The organism is Leucothrix pacifica (genome assembly GCF_003172875.1).
Taxonomy (GTDB): domain Bacteria; phylum Pseudomonadota; class Gammaproteobacteria; order Thiotrichales; family Thiotrichaceae; genus Leucothrix; species Leucothrix pacifica.
The window spans coordinates 1-21,528 of record NZ_QGKM01000084.1; the positions used below are offsets into that span (position 1 = coordinate 1).

The window sequence follows — 21,528 nt, forward strand, 5'->3', positions numbered from 1 at the left end:
TAAATTGTCGTGTACAGAGGGAAATTCTTGAGATCATTTTTTACATCGCAAATGGACTCGCCCAGGTTTCAAATCATCTGCTCAAGCGTTAGTGGGCGTGCAAGTGTATTTGATACAACATCCATGGAGCACCATCTTGGATTGATGTTTTAGGAGAGCCATCAGAGTAACTCAATGCGACGTCCCTACTCCAAATCGACCAGCAAAATATCAACAAATCTTCCTGACTGTGTATTGCAGTTTATGTATCAGTTTGTAGATGCATCCATCAAAGGCTGTTTTGAGCGATAAAACATAGCTCACGATGCTAATTAGCCAACAGAATCATTCTCAGAGGTATTTAATGCCGCTTTTTATACTAAAAAAATGCACTTAGTCCTAATTTAAGTTAATATCTAGCCTTAAATGGCTTAATATAATTGAATAATTGTTAATTTTAGCCTTAAATATTTACGATCCAACATACGTAAACTGATTTATTATAAGTGATTGCGCTAATAAATATCTTTAATCGATCAAACCAATACCGTTCATCTTTCATTTAGTATCGCTCGTCTAGAATTTCCCCAATAACAAAAATAATGATTGGCTGTGGTAGCGATGCCATCGCCGTTGTTTACGATTAGTGCAGGGAGACTGCGCTGTTTGCAACATTGACAATAGGGACGACAATAAAGTGAATAACAAAATAATACGAAGCACTTTGGGCTGCCTGCTAGCAATCACACTGAATACGTCAGTTGCAGCACCTGTGAACCACGGTTCACCATTGGGGATTAATACAAATGAAGCGCTGGAAAATGATACCAGTTTACCCTTCGTAGACTTATTTAGACTAGCGATGCCGTTTGAAGAAGCAAGACCATGGTTCACCAAAGGAAATGTACGCTTCGACCGTCATGGATGGCCAATGAATCTGAATGGCGGTAAAGCTGGTACTCGCTTTCTGACTCAAATTGACCCTAAAGCGCTACCACAAGGGCTTTACACCGTTCGTTACGATGGTGATGGTGAAATTCGTTATGGTGCCAGCGCTAAGCTTGTTAAGCGTTTACCGGGCATGGACTTAATATCGCTGCAGCCGATGAGTGATAAAAAGATCACCGCAACCATGTTCATTGATAAGACGAATCCACGCAATTACATCAGGAACATTCGTATATTAATGCCTGGCGGAATTTGTGCGAATGAACCGAAGCGTCGCGTGTCTAATGCACGTCATTGCCGTGGAAACTATCAATCATTTGCAGACCACTACAAACACATCACATTTAACCCTGACTACCTGCACTTTATGAAAGACTTCAAAGTGTTGCGCTTTATGAATATGGCGGGTATCACACGAAACAACCTACAAAGCTGGGTACACCGCCCTAACCTGCAGGAAGCTACCTGGGGTGGTAGTGAAGGTGTGCGGGGTGTGCCACTAGAGATCATGGTAAAACTCGCTAATACCTTGAATGTTGATCCTTGGTTTAGCATTCCACACAAAGCGGATAATGATTTTATCAAGCGCTACGCGCAATATGTTCGCAGACATCTGAAGCCCCATCTGAAAGTGTATGTTGAATACAGCAACGAGACCTGGAACGATGTCTTTGTTCCTCAGGCAGAACACATGAAGCAAACAGGCACACGTTATAAGTTGGATAAAGATCGTCGTGTGGCTGGGGCAAAGTACTACTCGTTACAGAGTGTGCGTATCTTTAAAATGTGGGAACAAGCATTTGGTGGTAAGCAACGTCTGGTGCGCGTGATGGGTGGATTAACCAGTGATAAGAATCTGTCACACACTATTCTGGGGTATCGTGACGCTTATAAACATGTTGACGCCCTCGCAATTGCGCCCTACTTCTATGTCGGTCAGGAACGTATGCGCCGTATTCGCAGTGTTGGTCATGTTTTCCAGCAATTAAATGCTGCAGATAACCGCTACTCAATCCAGAATGTATTGAAGAATGTGCGTCAACAAGCAGACATCGCTAAAAGCTATGGTGCTGATTTGATTGCTTATGAAGGTGGGCAACACTTTGTACATAGTAAGACCCACTCGGTTACAGAAGGCGCGACGCCCTACTTGATTCAGGCGAACCGCCATCCGCATATGGCTAACCTCTACACTCAATTATTGCAGGGGTGGAAAAAAGCCGGTGGTAAGCTATTTGTAGCATTCTCTTCCCCTCGCCCTTACACATGGCATGGTAGCTGGGGTGTAAAAGAGTATATCAACCAACCTACAAGTCAAACACCGAAGTATCGCGCATTGATGGGCTTTGCCAGAGGTAATCAGTGCTGGTGGGCAGCGTGTCGTTCAACCACGATTGCACGTCTACCGAAACCTGCACAAATCTCACAATCTATTCACCGTGGTGATGACTCTAACTTTATAAAACCAAAAGTAGTTAGAATCCGTAAACAAGGTCAATCACGTAACGGTATTCAGGTTGCAACCGCCAATCGCATTGGCAGCGTAATCAACGGTACCATTCACGGTAGTCGTGATTTGTCCGGGACATGGCGCTCCAGCTGGGATGATCAAAACCTTTATGTAAAGGTAAACATCACCGATGATCGTCATGTCAGAGACTCTGCAAAACCATGGGCCGATGACTCCATTGAGATTTATATCGATGCAGATGGTAGCCGTAAGAGCCGTTATGATGGCTGGAATGACTTCCAACTGACGTACCGCCTGCATGATCAGCGTTTAACACTGGGTGGTCGTACACCGAAGAACAAGATTCATGCTGTGAAACATCGCATGGTGAAACTGGCCAACGGATACCAGCTGGAAACAACTATCCCTTGGTCAACACTGAACGTGCGTCCAAAGAGCGGCCATGTGGTTGGCTTTGATATTCAGGTCAACGACGATGACAGCGGTGATCAGCGTGATGCGAAGCTTGCCTGGAACGCTCAGACTGACCAGGCGTGGAAAAATCCGCAAATGTTTGGACAGTTAGTATTGACTAACTAATATCTGCTCTCAGTTGACAGGCCGAAGCATTGGGACATAAACTTCGGCCTGCTTAATTTAAGTTTAATAATTACACTTGACCTAGTGGAACTTGTTTTTTAACACTAAGTCAGACACAACACCCAAACAACCAGAATAAGACAAAGGTGTATGAAAAAAATAATTCGCCCGTTGTACGCACGATTGTTGTTATTGATGAGTCTTACGTCCCCCGCCTTAGCTGCTGCGGACGCAGTCACTCCTACTTTTGTTAATCAATCCTCTCCGCTAGGTATCAATACTAATGAGGCGATGGAGGTTGACTCTAGTCTTCCCTTTGTTGATTTATTCCGTTTCGCGCTGCCTTTCGAGTCAGCGCGTCCGTGGTTAACTAAGGGTAAAATTTCTTACGACAAAAACGGTTGGCCCAGCGCACTCAATGGTGGTCAGGTTGGGACACGTTTTCTGAGTCACATTCCTGCTCAGGCATTGCCAACCGGCGTTTATACAGTTCGCTATGATGGTGAAGGCAGTATGCGTTATGGCGGAAGCGCAAAGTTAATTAAACGCATGCCGGGCGTCGATTTGATTCGATTCGAGCCGCTGGCCAATAAAACTATCACCGCTACTCTTTTTATCGAAAAAAGTAATCCCAAAAACCACCTGCGAAATATACGGGTGTTAATGACGGGTGGGATTTGCGCTAACAATCCATTCAAGCGTGTAGACAGTGCTCAGAAGTGTGCTGGAAATCCGTATCTATCGTTTGCGGATCACCACAAACAAATTATCTTCAACCCTGACTATCTCAACTTCATGAAGGACTTCAAAGTAGTCCGCTTCATGAATATGGCTGGTATAACCCGTAACAGTCGCAAACACTGGCAGGACCGCCCAAGCCTGACTAAAGCGACATGGGGAGGCCCGGAGGGTCAGCGTGGTGTCCCTGTTGAAATCATGGTTGAGTTAGCTAATCAGTTAAATGTGAATCCTTGGTTTAACATTCCTCATGAAGCCGCAGATGATTATATTCAAGGCTTTGCAAGCTATGTAAATCAGCGACTTAAGCCAACACTTAAGGTTTATCTTGAGTACACCAATGAAGCATGGAACTCCGTGTTTGTACCCCAAGCTGAGCACATGAAGCAAAATGGTATCCGTCAGAAACTAGATACAGACCGCAGAATTGCTGGCTTCAAGTACTACTCCAAACAGAGTGTGAACATCTTTAAGCAGTGGGAAAAAGTATTTGGCGGCACGAGTCGTTTGGTACGTGTCATGGGCGGTATGACGACTGATCCGTCAATGAGTGAAACCATTCTGGCCTATCAAAAAGCCTACCAGCACGTTGATGCACTCGCGATAGCTCCCTATTTCTATATAGCCCAAGATAAGCTACCGGAAATAAAAAATATAGATGATGTATTTAAATCATTGTCGGCACCTGATAACCGCTATTCCATTAACAATATTCTGAAAGTGGTTCGTCAGCAGTCTGAAGTTGCAAAAGCCTATGGCGTTGACTTGGTGGCTTATGAAGGCGGTCAGCATCTGGTCGATCACAAAACCCATAAACTCACTGAGGGTGCAACGCCGCATTTGGTCGCTGCTAATCGTGATCCGAGAATGGCCCGCGAATATTATCGCTTTTTATCAGGCTGGAAGTCTGTCGGTGGCAACTTATTTGTCGCCTTCTCAGCACCGCGCCCACATACCTGGCATGGTAGCTGGGGTATTAAAGAATATATTAACCAGCCCAATGCTGAAGCGCCAAAATACCGCGCGCTGCTGGCATTTAATCGTGGTGAGAAATGCTGGTGGCAAGGCTGTGAAACCAGTCAGCAAGTACGTTTGCCAAAGCCTGTTTTCATTCCAAATCACTTAGCAACAGGCAAAGCGCCTGCTGCAAGACCACCAGCTTCGGTTGTTATTAAGCGCCAGCCTGCCGGATTGCATAAAGCCAAAGCACACCGAGTTGGCACACTGATTAAAGGCACCATTAATGATGCTAATGATCTGTCAGCAATGTGGCGCTCTAGCTGGGATGATCGTGGCCTGAATCTTTGGGTTGGGATTCATGATGATCAGTTTGTGAAAGATTCTGATCAGCCTTGGGCCGACGACTCGATTGAGATTTATATCGATGCCAATGGAAGCCGAGAAGGTAAGTTTGATGGTCTGGATGATTTCCAGCTGACATTCCGTATGAAGGATAGATCGATCAGTGTGGGTGGAAGCTCACCAAAGCGCAACGTCAATGGCATTCGTCATAACATGGTAAAAACCAAAACAGGCTATCGCCTTGAGGCAAGTATTCCTTGGCAGTTACTGAATGTAAAACCGCAGGCGGGTTTACGCATGGGCTTTGATATTCAGGTTAATGACGATGATAACGGCCACCAAAGAGATGCAAAGATCTCCTGGAATGCGGCACTGGATCAGGCGTGGAAAAACCCTAGCCTGTTTGGTGAAGTGATTCTGGCGGATTAAGAATAATGAGGCGGCTTATTCGGTCGTCTCACCTTCTATTGCCAGCTGATTGATATGATCCACCAGCTCCGGAAAGAAGCCCAGAAAACTCGCCTCGATGTGATCGTATTGTTCAACAACCTCACTGAAGGACAGATCGAGATTATTCTCAAAACGAATGCGGTTACTGATCGCAGTCAGGGTCTTATCGACGGTATCCAGTTCAATATATGCACCTAGCCAATCTCTTTTCGCCATACCTCGCAGACGTTTGAGCATAATTTCTGGCATATATTCTGATGCTATCTCCAGCTTTTTATAAGCCTGCTGAGTAAACGTCGCCAACGGTAGCTCGTGAAAGTCGTCCCAGTGTTTGGCAAGCATATGATCAAAGCTCACATCCAGAATAATGGGCACAAAACGCCGGAAGTCAGGATTGAAATATTGCTTCAATCCTAACACCCTGTCATGACTATCTGTGAATTTATCTGTTGCCCGATGGTTCTCAATACCTCTGAGAATGGCATCGGGCTGTTCTGACAACTCTGCATATTTCAGGAAGTCGGCCATTAAATTACCCGCCATAGAGTAGCCGTTATCCTGTGATAAATACAGATGTGCGAGATAATTCATACTTTCAACGCTTTGCTATCAAGCAGCGTAAAAAGCATCAAGCGTATCAATAAAGCTCTGTAACTGATCTTCCGGCAACTCATTAATACCGGCAGCGGCTTTGCGTCCACCACCAGACGGGAATTGACGACAGATCTCATCGGCACCGGTTTTATTATTCAGAGGTGCACGTACACTCACCAAATAGCCACCAGCTTCGCGCTCAGTGATGACAGCATGTGCACGGTCCGGGAATTCATTAGCCAATGCATTTCCATACACCCCACTCACACGACGTGACCACGCTTCATTTGGCAACATAAATGCAGCACTTGCAGCCGTTTCATGCATGGCTGCAGTCTTCTCAGCGTTTGCCATGTCCTGCAGGTAGCCTTGTTCTAGCTTATCAAAAGTTGCTTTGCCTTTTTCAAAGAACTCAAACGGAGAAGCATAATCTTTCATTGCCAGAAATAAATCTGCTGGTGTGAAATGCAGGTCATCAACGGTGGCACCATAACCATTATAATTCATATAGATGCCGAGATTTTCCAGCTGCTCACGCTGTGCTTCATCCAAACCAGAAGCAATACTTAATGCCTCACCAACCTTCTTCAGGTTATCGCCGTAAGCACCAACAATTGCCCAATGCTGGAATGCACCTTCTAAGTGAAGGTTAACTAAGGTACTCGTGCAACAATCCGCTGCAGTATTGATGTGGGTGCTTAGGTTATCGTGCTCCATGAGCGTGTCACCAGCGAAGTGATGATCGAAGTATTCAACCTTTGCACCCTTCTCCAGCAGCTGCTCAAGACCTTCACGGTTGCTGTCCAGGGAAATATCCAGAACAGTCACCTGATCATCAGCAGAGGCGTCGACACGTGACAATAACTTTATATCGCGCTTTACGCCCGTTACCAGTTCACTGTCGATTGGCTTTGCATTTCTAAGCTGTAGTAATGCACAGATGCCATCCGCATCGCCATTGAATACATCAATGTATTTCATTATTCTCTACATCCTTTGACATTTTGATAATAACGGAATTATGACAGTATTACGGATCAAGTGAGTCACTTTATTACAGGTGTTATGGTCGTGTGCTATATATCAGACACCAATTACGTCGATCATTGCAGTCAACGATTAAGCATTGAGTCTAAAATATTAATGCTTTTAACTTTGTGAATGGCTAAGCTATTGGCATTTTTTAAATTTGATTTTAAAAACTATTTTGTTGTTCAAATCAGTTGAGCCTACAGCAATGTAACTTCCTGGATTAGCACGAACCTGACTATTGATTCTCATAATATAGCGCCCTCCATTGCAGTCCGTTGAGAATAAGGCGTGCATGAAGCTATCACGAACCGTGCGCTTACCGCTACTTAGGTTTGTTATTAGCCAATTGTACCGAGGTATACCAAGACTAAATAGCTTTCGTTTCAGTTGCCCTTGGCCTTCGGTATACGTTTCCCAATCGACTGTTACTGCTGAAACCTGAAAACCAGGAAGAACGTTGATGGGAATAGCAAAACTACAAGCAGATCGACTTAAGCCAGACGCTGATGGCTTACCGTTTCCAGCATCATATTGTCCAAAAAGAACAATTAAATTAGCTGTATTTTCACCAACAACCTCGACGGTTGACTCACCAGAGCAGCCTGTACCCTTGAAGGTACCAGGACTACCAAAAGTTACATCCGCGACACTCGCAGAAGTAGCCATAGCCATATTAAAAATAGTTGTTACAGCTATTATTCCAATTTTCTGTAAGCTGTTCATAGGAAATTTCCTGTCCAATTGAATATCGACTATTTTTTGGAAAAAACACCAAACCTACTTTAGTCCTTGCTGGCAACGACTAACCTTTGAATCCTCTTCCAGCTTACCTTGAGGCAAAAAGAGCCCCTCACAATCAAGAGTGTGACTGTGAGGGTAGTGCTTTAAAGTCCAGTTAATCTATGAATAATTAACTATTAACATTTCTTAAATTTGATTTTAAAAATAATTCTGTTGTTCAAATCAACCGAGTCAACTGCAGCGTAACTTCCTGAATTAGCACGAACCTGACTATTGATTCTCATAGTATAGCGTCCTCCATTGCAGCCTGTTGCGAATGAGGCGTGCACTAAGTTATCACGAACCGTGCGATTACCACTGCTCAGGTTTGTTGTTTGCCAATTGTTCCAGGGTCGTCCGGAAAGGAAGAATTTCCTTTTCAGTTGTCCACGACCTTCAGTATATGTTTCCCAGTCAACCGTGACTGCTGAAATCTGAAAGCCACGCAATACGTTGATAGGAATAGCGAAACTACAAGCAGATCGGCCTAAGCCAGACGCTGATGGCTTACCGTTTCCAGCATCATATTGTCCGAAAAGAACAATTAAATTAGCCGTATTTTCACCAACAACCTCGACGGTTGACCTACCAGGGCAGCCTGTACCCTTAAATTTAGCAGGACTTCCAAACGTTACATCCGCAGCACTTGCAGAAGTAGACATTGCCATATTGAGAACTGTTGTTGCTGCTATCACTCCGATTTTTTGTAAGCTTTTCATGATAAATTTCCTTTTTTAAGTAGTATTAGCCATATGAGATTGTAAAAATGATCACTAAATGTATTTTCAAATCCTGATGTAAATATATATGGACTTATTGTTATAATTAATCCCTCAAATCGAGGATATGCTAAATAAGTCAAATAACCGAAATAAGGGATATAGTATGATTCATAAATACACTTATAATCGATAGTTAATATGGTATGCAGATAGGATCATGACAGCTTGAGTAGATAATAATGAGTACTAAAGAGAGCATTGTTTTTTTGGTCGAAGATGACGAGCCAACCCTTTGTAGACTGGCTAATATTGTCAAAGAGCAAAAACACCTGACATTGGCGGCAACCGCTTCAAATTTCCATGAAGCATCTGTGTGGCTCGCTGATAATACTATCGATGTGCTCTTGACGGACTTAGGTTTACCTGACGGTAATGGGAAACAGCTAATCGAGCAGACTCGGCTACTCTACCCAGATGCTGAAATTATGGTTATCTCACGGTTCGGTGATGAAAATAGTGTTGTAGAGTCAATCAAAGTAGGCGCTAGTGGCTACTTATTGAAAGATGAATCCGAGAAATATATTCAAGCCGCCATTAATCAGCTACTTCAAGGGGGGTCACCCATCAGTCCCGCCATAGCGCGTTACATTCTGGATTATTTTCAGGAAAATGAACTCGCTGGAGATTGGGGGGGGGGGGGATCATTGTGAACCTCTGGAGACCCTGCTGACTCCAAAGGAAAAAGTAGTATTACAGTATCTTTCCAGAGGATATTCAAACAAAGAAATAGCAAAATCACTGGTTATCTCACCACATACTGTTGCATCTCATATTAAGCATATCTATCGAAAACTAGAAGTCAATTCACGTAATGAAGCTGTTTTTGAAGGGTATAAAATGGGACAGATATGCATTCACCAACATACGCAACCCACTAGTACTGACAAGAGTCCTGTCGAAATTGCTCAAGCACTCTTGATTGGTAAGAAAACAGTCACTGATGTTACTGAGATCCTGAAACTGGTATTCGATTTCGATCTCAAACATTGTATCGAAACACTTAAACTAGCAGGATGTGGCACGTGTAATATTTTTATTGCTATTAAAAGTGTTTTTAAAGTAAAGGATGTTGTCATCATGAAGGCAATGATTGATCAAGGTCTCAACCATGAGGAGGTGCTACAGGCTGTAATTACCTCACCGGCATGAATATTAGATGTAGTGTAACGATTGTGTCTTTAGCTCTCAGTTTCGTGATGGCATGGTCTGTAACAAAAGTTCGCTTCAATCCTTTTGTCGGCAGTATTGCGCTAACACATGCAATAGTATTAAGTGATTCAAATCTATGTAAGAGATCGATTCCTGATGAATTACTAACCGCTAAGGTATTCGCTGAGTCATTTTCTCAGATGTTAGCAAAGTGCATCCACTTAATTATTGAATCTGAGAGTGTTGAACAACTATCCATTCGTGTCCCACATGAGTGGAGAAATGATATTGCCAAAAATCCAGAGAATCACTCCGGTAGAGTCGTATACCGCTTTGACTATATGTTTAATGCACAACCTGAGGGGTTATGGGCTATCGCTTTACCAAACGTTGGGCAAAACATTGCCGTTTTTCTCAATGGTGACCTGTTGGGCTGGGGGGGTAGCTTTGAAGTACCGATAGCACGGAATAGCAGTAACCCCCAACTCTTTACAATATCGAATGGTCAATTTAAAAGTGGCGCAAATGCTATTGATATACTGGCAGTATCCTATCCGCCGGACCATGGTTTTTTAGGAAATGTTTATATTGCCCCCCTTGAAATGTTACTTCCTGCTCATCAGCGATATACGTTTTTTAAGCAAACAGTAACAGGAGTTATTGCAGTAGTTTTATTAATTTCTGCACTATTAATGTTGGCTTTATGGTGGAGAAGACCAGATGAGTCTGAGTATAGCTGGCTGGCACTTGTCATTCTATGTTGGTTCATCTTTGCCTTGGACCAGTACATTATCAAAGTCCCCATAGGTCAAGCCAATTGGGATGGAATGATATTAATGTGCCGCGGGGTCATGTGTATTGCAGGTGTTCTGGCAGTACATCGTTTTTTGAACGTACAAGAGAAATACCACCAAATAGAACAATGGGTTTTAATAACCGGCGGTATTTTGGCCTTGGTCATACTACTTGTTTCTTGGTTTTCGCCAACTCCTTTGTATAAAAATATTTGGAGTGGTCTTTCAGTCATCGGTGGAGGATATATCTTTAGCATGATTTTACTTGAGACCCTTAAGCGCAATGACAATTTGAGTTACTTACTTGGACTCTCAGGCGGAGGGGTTCTGACATTAGCGCTATATGATTTATTGGTTATCTATCAATTGAGGCCATTGTATGAAGGGTTTTATTTTCACTATAGTGCACCTATTTTTTTAACCGCCCTGTCAGCTGTGATGATGCAACGATTTATTGTTTCTTTGAATGAAACGGAGCGCTCCACAGCCAAACTGCTGCAACTTAATAGAGAACTTGAAAACCGCATTGATGAGCGTGGTCGATTTATTGCTAAAAGCTACGAGACAATCTTTGAATTACGGCGCAAACAAGCACTGGTTAAGGAGCGCGCACGCATAATGCGAGATATGCATGATGGTATTGGTGTATATTTAAATAGCATTCTCTATCAGTTAAAGGCGGATAAATTAGATCGTCACTACCTTAAAGAATCTGCAAGATGTGCGTTAGACGACTTAAGGTTAATGATTGACTCCTTAGGAAGCGTTAGCGGTAATGTATCAGCCATGCTAGGTATGTTTAGAACCAGAGTTAGCTCTACACTTGAGGCTTGCAATATCACACTTGAATGGAGAGTTGACGAGTTACCAGAGCTACCTAACTTTGGCCCTGAAAAGTCGCTGAACTTACTACGTCTATTACAAGAGACCGTGACTAACTGCATCAAGCACTCTAATGCTAATGTTTTAAGCCTATCCGCATACGTTCAAATCGACCAAAACAGCTTATTATATGTTGTTGTTGAATTACAAGATAACGGTAAAGGCTTTCTTACCGATGCGCCATCAAAAGGGAATGGTCTGCTGAACATGTCACATCGAGCAAAAAAAATTAATGCTGACATGAGTATAGTCAGTAATGAGCGGGGAACTCGTGTCACGATCCGTCTGCCTGTTCATGAAGATTAAGTAATCAATTTAACGGGGAAGACCGATCATTAATGATGAATATTGGAGATATGCTTGAAGAGCAAAGGTGGACACTTAGTAGATAACAATTGGGTATTTTACTATGCCTCTAAAAGCATAAATATTTATATGATATTTAAAAAAATAATTTTATACACTACGTTATTTACTACATTGAGTGCTAGCCTCCATGCTGCTCCAAACATTACCAACAGCATTGTAAAAGAGCATTTCGAAGAAGCCGGAGGTGAAGGCGTTGATATTGTTACCATGAGAAAACCTAAAGCCTTTGTAGATCAATGTGGCACTATAAGCGCAGTCAGTATCAACTATACCCAGCGGCGTTATGGCAAAGTGACCGTTGATCAAAGGACAGTCAAAGCTTGTACAAAAATTAAATCATGTGAGCTACGCTTGATATGGTTACATGCGCCTGCCGGGCGTTTAAGTTATAGCGTAAAGGCGCATTGGACGAAAACAGCTTGTAGCTCGTGAGCACTCCCCTTACGATTTATCTACTAGCAATTGGCGCACAGTCGCTAGTTTCACACAGGTCGTCAGCACTTTCATTGCCTGTTCTAACTCTTGTAACGGTGGAAAACTTGGAGCGATGCGAATATTCGTATCATCCGGATCTTTGCCATAAGGAAAGGGTGCACCGGCAGAGGTTAACTTAACGCCGCAGGCATCAGCGAGTTCCACCACGGTTTTGGCAAGCCCTTGCTTAACATCTAACGACACAAAGTATCCACCTTGTGGCTTAGTCCATTTGGCAAAGTCGTGACCAAGATCATTGGCCAAATGAGATAATACAATATCAAATTTAGGCGCCAGGATTTTACGATGCTTTTGCATGTGCAAGTACATAGCCTGCATATCCGGAATCAGTTGCGTGGTTCGCAGTTGGTTGACCTTGTCAGCACCAATGGTCGTGACACCCAGCAGCTGTTCAAAGTTACCCATATTCTCAGCGGAGCTATGCAGAAAACTCACCCCTGCTCCTGCAAAGGTAATCTTAGATGTTGATGCAAATTGCCAGACGCTGTCTTCAGTGCCATGTGCTTTGCAGCGTTCAGTAATATTGGCAAGTATCGGTGCTTCTGCCACTAAATCATGAACCGCATAGGCATTATCCCACATTACTCTGAAGCTGGGATGGGCGATCTTCCCCAATGCAGCGATGCGATCAACGGTCTCATCGCTATATACAGTACCCGTTGGGTTGGAATATTTAGGCACACACCACATGCCAATAATCTCATCATCAGACTGAAGCAGATGCTCTACCTCATCCATATCCGGCCCTTGATTAGTCATTGGCACATTGATCATTTCGATGCCAAGGTTTTCAGAGATACTGAAGTGGCGGTCATAACCCGGTACAGGACACAACATTTTTGGTGCTGTTAGATGTTTCCATGCTGAAGCCTCACCGCAGCAGCCATACAAATATTGGTTCAACTGCACCATGTACATCAGACTTAAACTGCTATTCCCCGCTGCCATGGTGTTTTCAACGTCGGTTCCCATAAGATCTGCACCCAGCTGTCGGGCTCCCATAATGCCCCGAAGACCGCCATAGTTTCGGGTGTCTGTCGTCTCTTCCTGATAGTTACCGTTTAAGATGCCATCCAATGCGTCAGATAAGGTGAGCTGTTCCGCTGAAGGTTTGCCCCGTGTCAGATTCAACGATAAGTTCTGAGCCTGAAGTTCGTAATATTCGGCACTTAATTGTTGCTCAAATTCGATAAGCTGATCCGGTGAAGCCTGTTTGATATCCATAAGTAAACGCTATGTGATTGATTAACGGAGAAACAAATTATTGACAGGCCGAAACAATAGCCTTTAGCGTGTTTCACCACAATAACAATTTAGAAACCACCTGCTGCATCTGCTATTATCTCGCTATTTTTAGCGCCCAAACGGCAGTCTTCGAGAACTGTATTTTCTGATGTTCGGATTAAATCCTCAACAACAAGCAGCGGTAGAGCATATCGGCTCTCCTTTACTGGTACTGGCAGGTGCCGGCAGTGGTAAAACACGTGTAATTACCGAGAAAATAGCCTGGTTAATCCGTGAAGCTAAAGTCCCTGCAAAACATATTGCGGCGATCACTTTCACTAATAAGGCGTCAAGGGAGATGAAGGAGCGGGCTTCTCAATTACTTAGTAAAGAAGAAGCAAAAGGCTTAACTGTTGCGACTTTTCATAACCTTGGTTTGCAGATTATTCGTCGTGAATATAAGTCACTGGGGTATAAGTCTGGTTTTAGTATTTTAGACGCCCAAGATACCAGCACCATTATCAAAGAACTGATGATGCGCGATGAGGATGCTAAAGAGCCGGATGATGATCCGCGTTGGATTATCTCGCGTTGGAAAAACGACTTTATTTCACCAAAAAAAGCGCTAGAGCAAGCCATGACACCAGACGAATTGCTGGCCGCTAAGGTTTATGAGCGCTATCAACGGCAATTAAAAGCCTATAATGCTTTAGACTTTGATGATCTCATCGTATTGCCGGTACAACTGTTTGATGCAAATCCTGAGATATTGGCTAAATGGCAAAATAAACTGCGTTATATGCTGGTCGATGAGTATCAGGACACCAATAATTGCCAGTACCGCATGGTAAGGCAGCTTGCGGGTGTTCGTGCCGAATTGACGGTGGTTGGTGATGATGACCAATCCATCTATGCCTGGCGTGGTGCGCGACCTGAGAATATCAATCAGCTGCAAACGGATTATCCGAACTTAAAACTGGTCAAGCTGGAGCAAAACTACCGCTCTACGTCCAGTATTTTGGACAGTGCCAACCACCTGATTGCTAATAACCCGCACTTGTTTGAAAAGAAGTTATGGAGTGCGTTGGGTAGCGGAGACAAGATACGCGTTATCCCCTGCAGAACTGCCGAACACGAAATAGAGCGCGTGATTGGGGAGATCATGAAATACCACTTTCGTGATCGGACTGAACATCGTGATTTCGCTATTTTGTACCGAAGCAACCACCAAAGCCGCTTGTTTGAACGCTATCTCAGACAGAATAACATCCCTTATAAAATCAGTGGTGGCACTTCATTCTTTTCACGTGCAGAAGTAAAAGACACCCTCGCCTATATTCGCCTGATCAGCAATCCATCGGATGATGCAGCGTTTTTACGGGTGATTAATACGCCGAAGCGTGAAATAGGAGCAACCACGCTAGAAAAACTGGGTGATTATGCCAACGAGCGTGAAGTTAGTCTTTTCGCTGCATCAACTGAGATGGGATTAGCCTCGCAACTCACCGAACGTGGGCGTAGTCGTCTGGCAATGTTCTGCCAATGGATCAATGATATTTCCTACGCCAGCCGGGAAATGGATCCGCACCAAGTCGTCGAAAAAGTCATTAGTGATGTGGACTACTACGAGTGGATGCAAACCACCAGTTCCTCGCCAAAAATGGCTGAGCGACGCATGGAAAATGTTCAGGAGATTATTGACTGGATTAAGCGACTGCATAACGAAGGCGAAGGCAAGCATCAGGACTTAGGTGATATCGTCGCACATATGAGTCTGATGGATATTCTGGAGCGTAATCAGGAAGATGAAGACGAGGATGCTGTTAGTTTAATGACCCTGCACACCTCAAAAGGTCTGGAATTCCCTTATGTGTTTCTAGTAGGAATGGAAGAAGATATTCTGCCCCATGCAAACTCATTGGAAGATAATGGTTTGGAAGAAGAGCGCCGCCTCGCTTATGTAGGTCTTACTCGTGCGCAGAAACACCTGACCATAACATTCGCTAAAACACGTAATAAATTCGGTGAGAAAGTCACCTGCGAGCCCAGCCGTTTTCTTGATGAATTGCCCGAAGAACATATCGAATGGGAAGACCGTGTTGTGGTGTCCAGGGAGCAACAGCAAGAAACGGCTAAGAGCTTTATCAACAACCTGCAGGATATGCTGGATGACTAAGTTCAGCTGGAGAGTCATCGTTTAATGGCGTTTCGTTATTACAAGCCGGCTGACCGGATCGCAAAACTCAATGAACATTTTCAGCTGCTCAACAGCTTGTTTCATTATGAGAAAGGATTCACTGAAACTGAATTTCTGCACCGTATAGAGTCCACAAAAGGCACTAACTCACCCGATAGCGGTTTTACCTTTCAACAACTCCTTAATTATAGGCTAATTGTTGAAAGCAATGACTATGAACCCCGCTATAGCTTAGCGCTGCCATATCGGGAGTTTTTAGAATACCTGTATCAGGAATCACAACCGGTTAACTCAGCAGTTATTCAAGGTTATATAGGTGCATTGGATCAACGGATTCAGGACTTAATTCGTGCGTATGATGATGAATCCGAAGCACTGACATTACGTTTTCTGAAACGATTAGGGCGTGAAATAGACAATATCGGACAAACTTCCTCAAGAAACCGTTTAGGCGTTGTGAGTGAAGTTCGTAAGCTGAAACTCAATGATGAAAAGCTGAGTTATAAGGAACGCCTGTCAGAATCCAACCGGCTTTGGGATGAGTATCTGGAACCTCTGCGAGAGATGATTTCACCCTCTGGCTCATTCGGTATGATTATGGAGCGCCTCAAACAGACGTTGGAAATCGGAGAAGCCAAATTCAATGGTCAAACTGAATTGCGTCAACTGTTCCTGCAAAGCCGCGCTCGACGTGTGCAGCTAAACGAACAAACCCGGTTAGATTTGAATGAAGCGCAGCAAGAGCTCATGCCACTGCGTGAAAAGCTCGCACAAGAGTCACGTTTAATGGACGCTGCTGCGGTTATTTTTGGTCACATTGAGCAAGGCAAAGTAAGCGAGCTACCGGCTTTCCCATTCGGGCGTATCTTACGTCGGGAACGTCACATCGGCTTATCAGGTTTGCGCGGCTATCTTGCTGAACTGTGGTCACTAGAAACAGAGCCAGACAGCATTTTGCAAGACGATACAGAAACCACCGAATCTGCGCCTCTGGAAACCGAAGGCGTTATCGCCCTACTCGATGAGATGCCGGAAAACACCGATGTGATCCATTACTTTCTGCAGAAGCATCAAGGCTTATCAGCCAATGAAGTGTTGCGTGCGGTGAGTATCGTCTGTTTACACCAACAAAATCATAATGTTGTGATTAGTGATGACTTAGTTGATTACCAAATCGATGGGCAGGTTTGGCAAGGAATAAGAATTTTTAAAGGGGAAGCATCGACTGATGAATAATCAACACGATGAACAAATGACTGAGGCTGAAACTCAAACAGATGAGCAGAGTGTGCAAGCAGCATCGGCTGCACAATCTAGCGATGGGATTACTGAATCAGCGCCCACAATAAAGAGTGAGCCTGCTAAGACATCTGTTTTCGATATTCCCGGTAAAAAAGAAGTCTTTCAGGCACTTATCAGCGGAATGCATATCTCCCTACATTCCGGTGAGTTATATCATTATTTGAATAATAATCTGGATGACTACCGTACCGAGCTTGAAACTCTGGGGTATCAATTAGTCCACGAAATGGATTATTTTTTCATTCAGGATCAACAGGATGAGCGTGCTAATGATTACTCCCGGCGCTGCTTAGTATTCGTGACAATAATGATTGAGGCCATTTCAAATACTGGTGGTGACATTCTGGAAACACTCCTGAGCGAAAGTGGTTTTGAGGTTGATCAATTGCCGCACCTGAGTACCGAACGTTATCGCAATTACATGCAAAATCTGGATATCGGCGAGACGCGACAACTCAAGAGCTTATTAAACAATATGCACCGCTCGGGCTTTATAGAGTATCGTGAGATAGATAATTTTTTACGATTTTTAACACCGGTTAACCGCTACTTACAGCTAAGTCTGGATATTCTGGAACAACACAATAAACAAAATAATGACGTTGAGGCCGAGGTACACGCATGAAAATACAACCGGTCAAAATTATTCTGATCAACTCCGCAAACTGCCAGTATGCAGAATTTGATCTGTCAGACTCACTGCATTTAGTTGCACTGAACAATCGCGGAAAAACATCGATTATCAATACTTTGCAGTTCCTGTACATCGACAGTTTTAAAGAGATTAATCTGGGATATACGCTGGATCAAACCTGGAAGCACTATTTTCCGGCACTTGGATCCTACATTCTGTTTGAATTAAACACGCTGACTGGCCGTAAGGTGTTTGGTATGTCAGCAACGGGGCTTGGCAGTCAACCAGAAAAGTTTTTACTGGATGGCGAATTTAGCAGTAGTGATTTCATCCAGAATATTACGGGTAAATTATTACCGAAAAAGCCAGATACACTATTTCCTGATGTTGCCAGCAAGCTGATTTCGCGCAACCTTGAACCCAAACATCACCGCGCCCTGCTTCGTCCTTTTAGTACTAAACAAAATCCTGCCGGCTTGGGCTTGGTCGGAGATAGTCGGGATTACCGTTTATTTAAACGTTTATTCCGACAGTTACTGCAATTAAAAGGCATCACCATAAAAGACCTGAAAGCTCAGATTGAGCAGGTCAATCATTCGGTGATGGAGAAAGAGCAAAAAATTAACGTCCAGCGCGAATTCAGTGAGCCGTATGAGCGTGTTAAAAAAGATCAGGATAGTCTGAGACGTTTGCAGGACAATCAAGAAACGATTGAGAGAGTGGTTGACCTGACTGAGGAGATGGTCAGACGTCAGGGAAAGCTTGTTAACTATCATCTGAAGTCGACGCCCCTGTTCCTAAAAGAAATGGAGATGCTGGAAGAAACACTAGAAACGCAACTTAGCCAGCAAAGCCGTGCCAAAGACCAACTCCCCGAAATCAAGTTAGCCAAGGAAGATAAACAGCAGCAAATAAGCCGTGAAGACCAGCGACTTGGTGTGATCAATAATGATATTGCTCGCTATGAAAAGCTGACTCGTGAATGTAATGAGATTGTGGTGGAGTTGGAACAGCAAAAGCTGGCCAACCTTGAGCAGGAGCGGGATGACCTGCAGGGTCAATTGTACAATGTGCGCAATGAAGATCTCTCAGCACTAGAGCAAAGTCTGAGTTTTAAGCAAGAAAAACTAACCAAGACGCAGTTACAACTAAATAACCTGTCCAGTACTTTATACGTACAACTTAAGGCGATTTTAACACCAGAACAGCTGTTGAGACTTTACCAGATAACTAACTCTGACATTTGGGACTTGTTAAATGAAAAGCAGTTTACGCTGCATGATGCCGACAAATTACAGGCATTTCTCCAACAACAGTTAGGAGACGCCAATGGTTCTGATATTGATTTTCCTGGTTTAACACTCGATTTGAGAGCGATTTCCGGGGCCGGTCTTCATCAATTGGGAAATCCTGAGTTTCTTGAAAAACAAGTCCAGAAACTGACCGCAGAAACTGCACAACTCAGCGATAAAATCACTGCAATTCGTGAACAGGCATCCATCAAAACACGTATTGATGATATCAAGCAGAGGATTGAGCTTATATCTGCTGTGATTAAAAAACATCAGGAATGGCAAGCCGCAGAAGTCGATTACATGAAATGGCTTGAGCAAAGCGAAATGATCATGGCAACAATCGCGCAGCATAAGCAGGAAATGGATGCCTATGATGAGAAAGCCTATGACCTTCGCCAGACAGTTAAACAACTCGCTGAAAATGTAAAAACCAGTCGCCAGCACATCGAGGTTTTAAACGGTCAAAAGCGCTGGATAGAAAACCATCCACCAGAAAGCGATTGGTCTAATATCGAGCTTGATACCAGCGCACTCAGTTTTGAACAGCTCTATGACAACTATCGTGCTCAAACAGAAACCATCTCTCATGAGAAACAAACGGTCACTCAGAGTCTGCTACGACTGCGTGACCGCTTTATCAATCTAACAGGCCTAACCGATGTAGACGCTATCCGTTTCTTACGGGATCAGCTTGATGCGATACCGGAAAAAGAAAAAAGTATCAATGACGAGTGGAAGCGTATCTTTACCAGCTTTGCAGCACATTGTCGGGGCATCATAGATAGCGTGGATGCTATAGATAGTTACCTCGCTGACTTGAATCGATTGTTAGGACGCCAAACCATTTCCAACCTGCAATCCATTAAAATTGTGATTGGTCGAAATGAATGGTATCGACGTATTCAAACCATTCGGGAGTGGAAGGAAAACGACCTACCCTTGTTCGGAGGACTGGATGAGTCTTCTATTGACGACTTACTAAAATCGATCAAGCCACTGCTGGAAAAAGTCAATATCACCGTCGCGGATCTTTATGATTTAGTGCTGCAAGTAGTTGATACTCATGGTAATGAGAAGCAGTATCAAAGCCTCGACCTAGAAAGTAATGGTACATCGATCACGGTTAAGACGATTATCTTTATCTCCATGATTAATCAGGCAGTCTCAGGTAAGAAGAATATTGGCGAGACAATCCGTCTGCCGTTTTATGTGGATGAAATTGATAGCCTTGATGATGCAAATGCCCAGAATATTCATGACATCGCTTTGAATCTAGGGCTAATTCCAATTTTTGCCAGTCCTAAAGGTAGTGGTATTTGTAAGCGTTTATACCAACTGGAAAATAATGCAATTGGTAAACTCAGCGTGCGTCAAAAAGCTAAAGGTTCCGGAAAACTGTTACTGATTCAACCAACGTTTGAGCATGTTTCGTGAGGTACTTAGCACATGAAGTTCAGCGATATAGCTACAACAACAGTGACAACACCTACACTTTAATAGTATGGATCTTATGACTGCTCTGGTAATTATTTTTGCCGCCATTGTTGGCGCGGTTTTGTCCGTCTACCTGCGAAGATTGAATAGTAATAACGTGGATGAGATTCCCCATGATGCTGGTGATGAGAATCATCATTATGATCCATCAAATCCTCAAACTACCATACTGCATGAGATATCGCCTGACAGTGCTGATGTGAAAACCTTGTACGAAGTATTCAGCTGGGGGCGTGAAGCTTCGGCGGAATATCTCTACTACGGTGAGATCGACAGTAGCGCAGTCAAGCAAGATGGCACGGGGGATTTAACAAAAGCGGCTTTTCACGCTGAAGTCAGTGTAAGCTTTGAAGAGGATGCGATCAGCGTCGAAACAGCGAATCTAAAAGACTACCGTCACCATGGATTCAAATCGCCCCGATTTTCAATCGACAATGAGATCGGCGACAACTTCCCCAACCTAACACCAGCAGAGCTTATTCCAACATCCACCACTGATGAATATCGAAATCTTATCTCCATCAGCGACAAGGACTATAGCCACTTTATGATCGTCGGCGTGTTTCAAATGGTCTACTTTCGCTATGTACGTATTGACGATTCCCGCATCACTACAATATCCGTTATTGCCGGAGATGAGTTCGCCACCATGGAATGGTTATTTCAACATTTCAATGACTTAGTTGAGCGTTACCAAGACTTGCCAATGCAGCGCTTCAGTGGCGCAATTCGCGAATAATCATTACAACCAATCGCGCGGATCCACTTTGTAATAGCCTTTTAGCTCAGCAAATAAAGCGGCATGTTGCGAAGCCATTTGGGCAGGCTGTTCAAAGAAAGTTTCGGTTACCACGGCGAAAAACTCGGCAGGCTCGGTTGCGCCGTATTGGTCGATTAATGTTTCATCGCCACGATAAGCTGCCTGCTGTAAACGCTGAAATTCATCGGTGAACACTTTAGACCAACGTTCAGAGAGCTATGGTCAAGAGTAGTGTCTGAGAAGAATTCTACGCCGCGTCCCGGTTTTTCTCAGTTACC

Annotated in this window: 16 protein-coding genes and 1 pseudogene; 11 read left to right on the forward strand and 6 right to left on the reverse strand. The window is 43.7% G+C overall.

The genetic code is table 11. The annotated features are described in order from the left end of the window. Positions 1 to 676: 676 nt before the first annotated feature. Together DKW60_RS20600 and DKW60_RS20605 are read left to right on the forward strand one after the other, a co-directional pair. Positions 677 to 2,977: a sugar-binding protein gene (locus DKW60_RS20600; protein WP_146203539.1), complete on the forward strand. Its 2,301-nt coding sequence runs from the start codon at positions 677 to 679 to the stop codon at positions 2,975 to 2,977. A 150-nt stretch (positions 2,978 to 3,127) separates the two neighbouring features. Beyond that, positions 3,128 to 5,446: a sugar-binding protein gene (locus DKW60_RS20605; protein WP_181389822.1), complete on the forward strand. Its 2,319-nt coding sequence runs from the start codon at positions 3,128 to 3,130 to the stop codon at positions 5,444 to 5,446. Positions 5,447 to 5,461: 15 nt separating this feature from the next. On the opposite strand, the gene DKW60_RS20610 is transcribed toward DKW60_RS20605, so the two are convergent. The 4 genes from DKW60_RS20610 to DKW60_RS20625 form a co-directional block, all read right to left on the reverse strand. Then, a complete protein-coding gene (locus DKW60_RS20610) occupies positions 5,462 to 6,058 on the reverse strand; it encodes an acyl carrier protein phosphodiesterase (protein ID WP_109839554.1) in 597 nt (198 codons plus the stop codon). An 18-nt stretch (positions 6,059 to 6,076) separates the two neighbouring features. Then, the gene (locus DKW60_RS20615) at positions 6,077 to 7,042 is read right to left on the reverse strand and encodes a DHH family phosphoesterase (protein WP_109839555.1); all 966 of its coding nucleotides are present in this window, start codon (positions 7,040 to 7,042) and stop codon (positions 6,077 to 6,079) included. Positions 7,043 to 7,231: 189 nt separating this feature from the next. Continuing rightward, entirely contained in the window at positions 7,232 to 7,816 is a 585-nt protein-coding gene (locus tag DKW60_RS20620) for a DUF4360 domain-containing protein (RefSeq protein WP_109839556.1), read from the reverse strand. Between the two features lie 194 nt (positions 7,817 to 8,010). After that, positions 8,011 to 8,592: a DUF4360 domain-containing protein gene (locus DKW60_RS20625; RefSeq protein ID WP_109839557.1), complete on the reverse strand. Its 582-nt coding sequence runs from the start codon at positions 8,590 to 8,592 to the stop codon at positions 8,011 to 8,013. A gap of 242 nt (positions 8,593 to 8,834) precedes the next feature. Between DKW60_RS20625 and DKW60_RS23835 the strand changes: the two genes are divergently transcribed. From DKW60_RS23835 to DKW60_RS20640, 4 genes are read left to right on the forward strand one after another with little or no spacing between them, the layout of a single operon-like run. Then, complete coding sequence (locus DKW60_RS23835; RefSeq protein ID WP_181389823.1) at positions 8,835 to 9,305, forward strand: response regulator; 471 nt, start codon at positions 8,835 to 8,837, stop codon at positions 9,303 to 9,305. Further along, positions 9,265 to 9,804: a response regulator transcription factor gene (locus tag DKW60_RS23840; protein ID WP_181389824.1), complete on the forward strand. Its 540-nt coding sequence runs from the start codon at positions 9,265 to 9,267 to the stop codon at positions 9,802 to 9,804. Before DKW60_RS23835 ends, DKW60_RS23840 begins: the two co-directional genes overlap by 41 nt. A 23-nt stretch (positions 9,805 to 9,827) precedes the next feature. Continuing rightward, the gene (locus DKW60_RS20635) at positions 9,828 to 11,786 is read left to right on the forward strand and encodes a sensor histidine kinase (protein WP_181389825.1); all 1,959 of its coding nucleotides are present in this window, start codon (positions 9,828 to 9,830) and stop codon (positions 11,784 to 11,786) included. Between the two features lie 54 nt (positions 11,787 to 11,840). Next, positions 11,841 to 12,281: a hypothetical protein gene (locus tag DKW60_RS20640; RefSeq protein ID WP_109839559.1), complete on the forward strand. Its 441-nt coding sequence runs from the start codon at positions 11,841 to 11,843 to the stop codon at positions 12,279 to 12,281. 9 nt (positions 12,282 to 12,290) lie between these two features. Here the strand turns inward: DKW60_RS20640 and DKW60_RS20645 are convergent, their stop codons facing one another. Further along, positions 12,291 to 13,568 carry an aspartate aminotransferase type Ic gene (locus DKW60_RS20645; RefSeq protein ID WP_109839560.1) on the reverse strand — a complete coding sequence of 426 codons (1,278 nt, stop codon included), beginning with the start codon at positions 13,566 to 13,568 and terminating at the stop codon, positions 12,291 to 12,293. Positions 13,569 to 13,737: 169 nt separating this feature from the next. Here DKW60_RS20645 and rep point away from each other — a divergent pair, with 169 nt between their 5' ends. The 5 genes from rep (at position 13,738) to DKW60_RS20670 (ending at position 21,229) form a co-directional block, all read left to right on the forward strand. After that, positions 13,738 to 15,744, forward strand: coding sequence for a DNA helicase Rep (gene rep, locus DKW60_RS20650; RefSeq protein ID WP_109839561.1), 2,007 nt, complete (start codon positions 13,738 to 13,740; stop codon positions 15,742 to 15,744). A gap of 24 nt (positions 15,745 to 15,768) precedes the next feature. Next, complete coding sequence (locus tag DKW60_RS20655) at positions 15,769 to 17,001, forward strand: hypothetical protein (RefSeq protein ID WP_109839562.1); 1,233 nt, start codon at positions 15,769 to 15,771, stop codon at positions 16,999 to 17,001. Beyond that, the gene (locus DKW60_RS20660; RefSeq protein ID WP_109839563.1) at positions 16,994 to 17,692 is read left to right on the forward strand and encodes a condensin complex protein MksE; all 699 of its coding nucleotides are present in this window, start codon (positions 16,994 to 16,996) and stop codon (positions 17,690 to 17,692) included. The genes DKW60_RS20655 and DKW60_RS20660 overlap by 8 nt, the downstream gene beginning before the upstream one ends. Next, a complete protein-coding gene (locus tag DKW60_RS20665; protein ID WP_109839564.1) occupies positions 17,689 to 20,430 on the forward strand; it encodes a hypothetical protein in 2,742 nt (913 codons plus the stop codon). Before DKW60_RS20660 ends, DKW60_RS20665 begins: the two co-directional genes overlap by 4 nt. Positions 20,431 to 20,506: 76 nt before the next feature. After that, a complete protein-coding gene (locus DKW60_RS20670; RefSeq protein WP_146203540.1) occupies positions 20,507 to 21,229 on the forward strand; it encodes a hypothetical protein in 723 nt (240 codons plus the stop codon). A 3-nt stretch (positions 21,230 to 21,232) separates the two neighbouring features. On the opposite strand, the pseudogene DKW60_RS20675 reads toward DKW60_RS20670, so the two are convergent. Continuing rightward, positions 21,233 to 21,448, reverse strand: a pseudogene (locus DKW60_RS20675) (zinc-dependent peptidase); the annotation flags it as partial. Positions 21,449 to 21,528: the final 80 nt, after the last annotated feature.

Coding starts and splice junctions, on each gene's coding strand:
- DKW60_RS20605 (WP_181389822.1), top strand. CDS start 3,128: ATGAAAAAAATAATTCGCCCGTTGTACGCACGATTGTTGTTATTGATG.
- DKW60_RS20610 (WP_109839554.1), bottom strand. CDS start 6,058: ATGAATTATCTCGCACATCTGTATTTATCACAGGATAACGGCTACTCT.
- DKW60_RS20615 (WP_109839555.1), bottom strand. CDS start 7,042: ATGAAATACATTGATGTATTCAATGGCGATGCGGATGGCATCTGTGCA.
- DKW60_RS20620 (WP_109839556.1), bottom strand. CDS start 7,816: ATGAACAGCTTACAGAAAATTGGAATAATAGCTGTAACAACTATTTTT.
- DKW60_RS20625 (WP_109839557.1), bottom strand. CDS start 8,592: ATGAAAAGCTTACAAAAAATCGGAGTGATAGCAGCAACAACAGTTCTC.
- DKW60_RS23835 (WP_181389823.1), top strand. CDS start 8,835: ATGAGTACTAAAGAGAGCATTGTTTTTTTGGTCGAAGATGACGAGCCA.
- DKW60_RS23840 (WP_181389824.1), top strand. CDS start 9,265: ATGAACTCGCTGGAGATTGGGGGGGGGGGGGATCATTGTGAACCTCTG.
- DKW60_RS20645 (WP_109839560.1), bottom strand. CDS start 13,568: ATGGATATCAAACAGGCTTCACCGGATCAGCTTATCGAATTTGAGCAA.
- rep (WP_109839561.1), top strand. CDS start 13,738: ATGTTCGGATTAAATCCTCAACAACAAGCAGCGGTAGAGCATATCGGC.
- DKW60_RS20655 (WP_109839562.1), top strand. CDS start 15,769: ATGGCGTTTCGTTATTACAAGCCGGCTGACCGGATCGCAAAACTCAAT.
- DKW60_RS20660 (WP_109839563.1), top strand. CDS start 16,994: ATGAATAATCAACACGATGAACAAATGACTGAGGCTGAAACTCAAACA.
- DKW60_RS20665 (WP_109839564.1), top strand. CDS start 17,689: ATGAAAATACAACCGGTCAAAATTATTCTGATCAACTCCGCAAACTGC.
- DKW60_RS20670 (WP_146203540.1), top strand. CDS start 20,507: ATGACTGCTCTGGTAATTATTTTTGCCGCCATTGTTGGCGCGGTTTTG.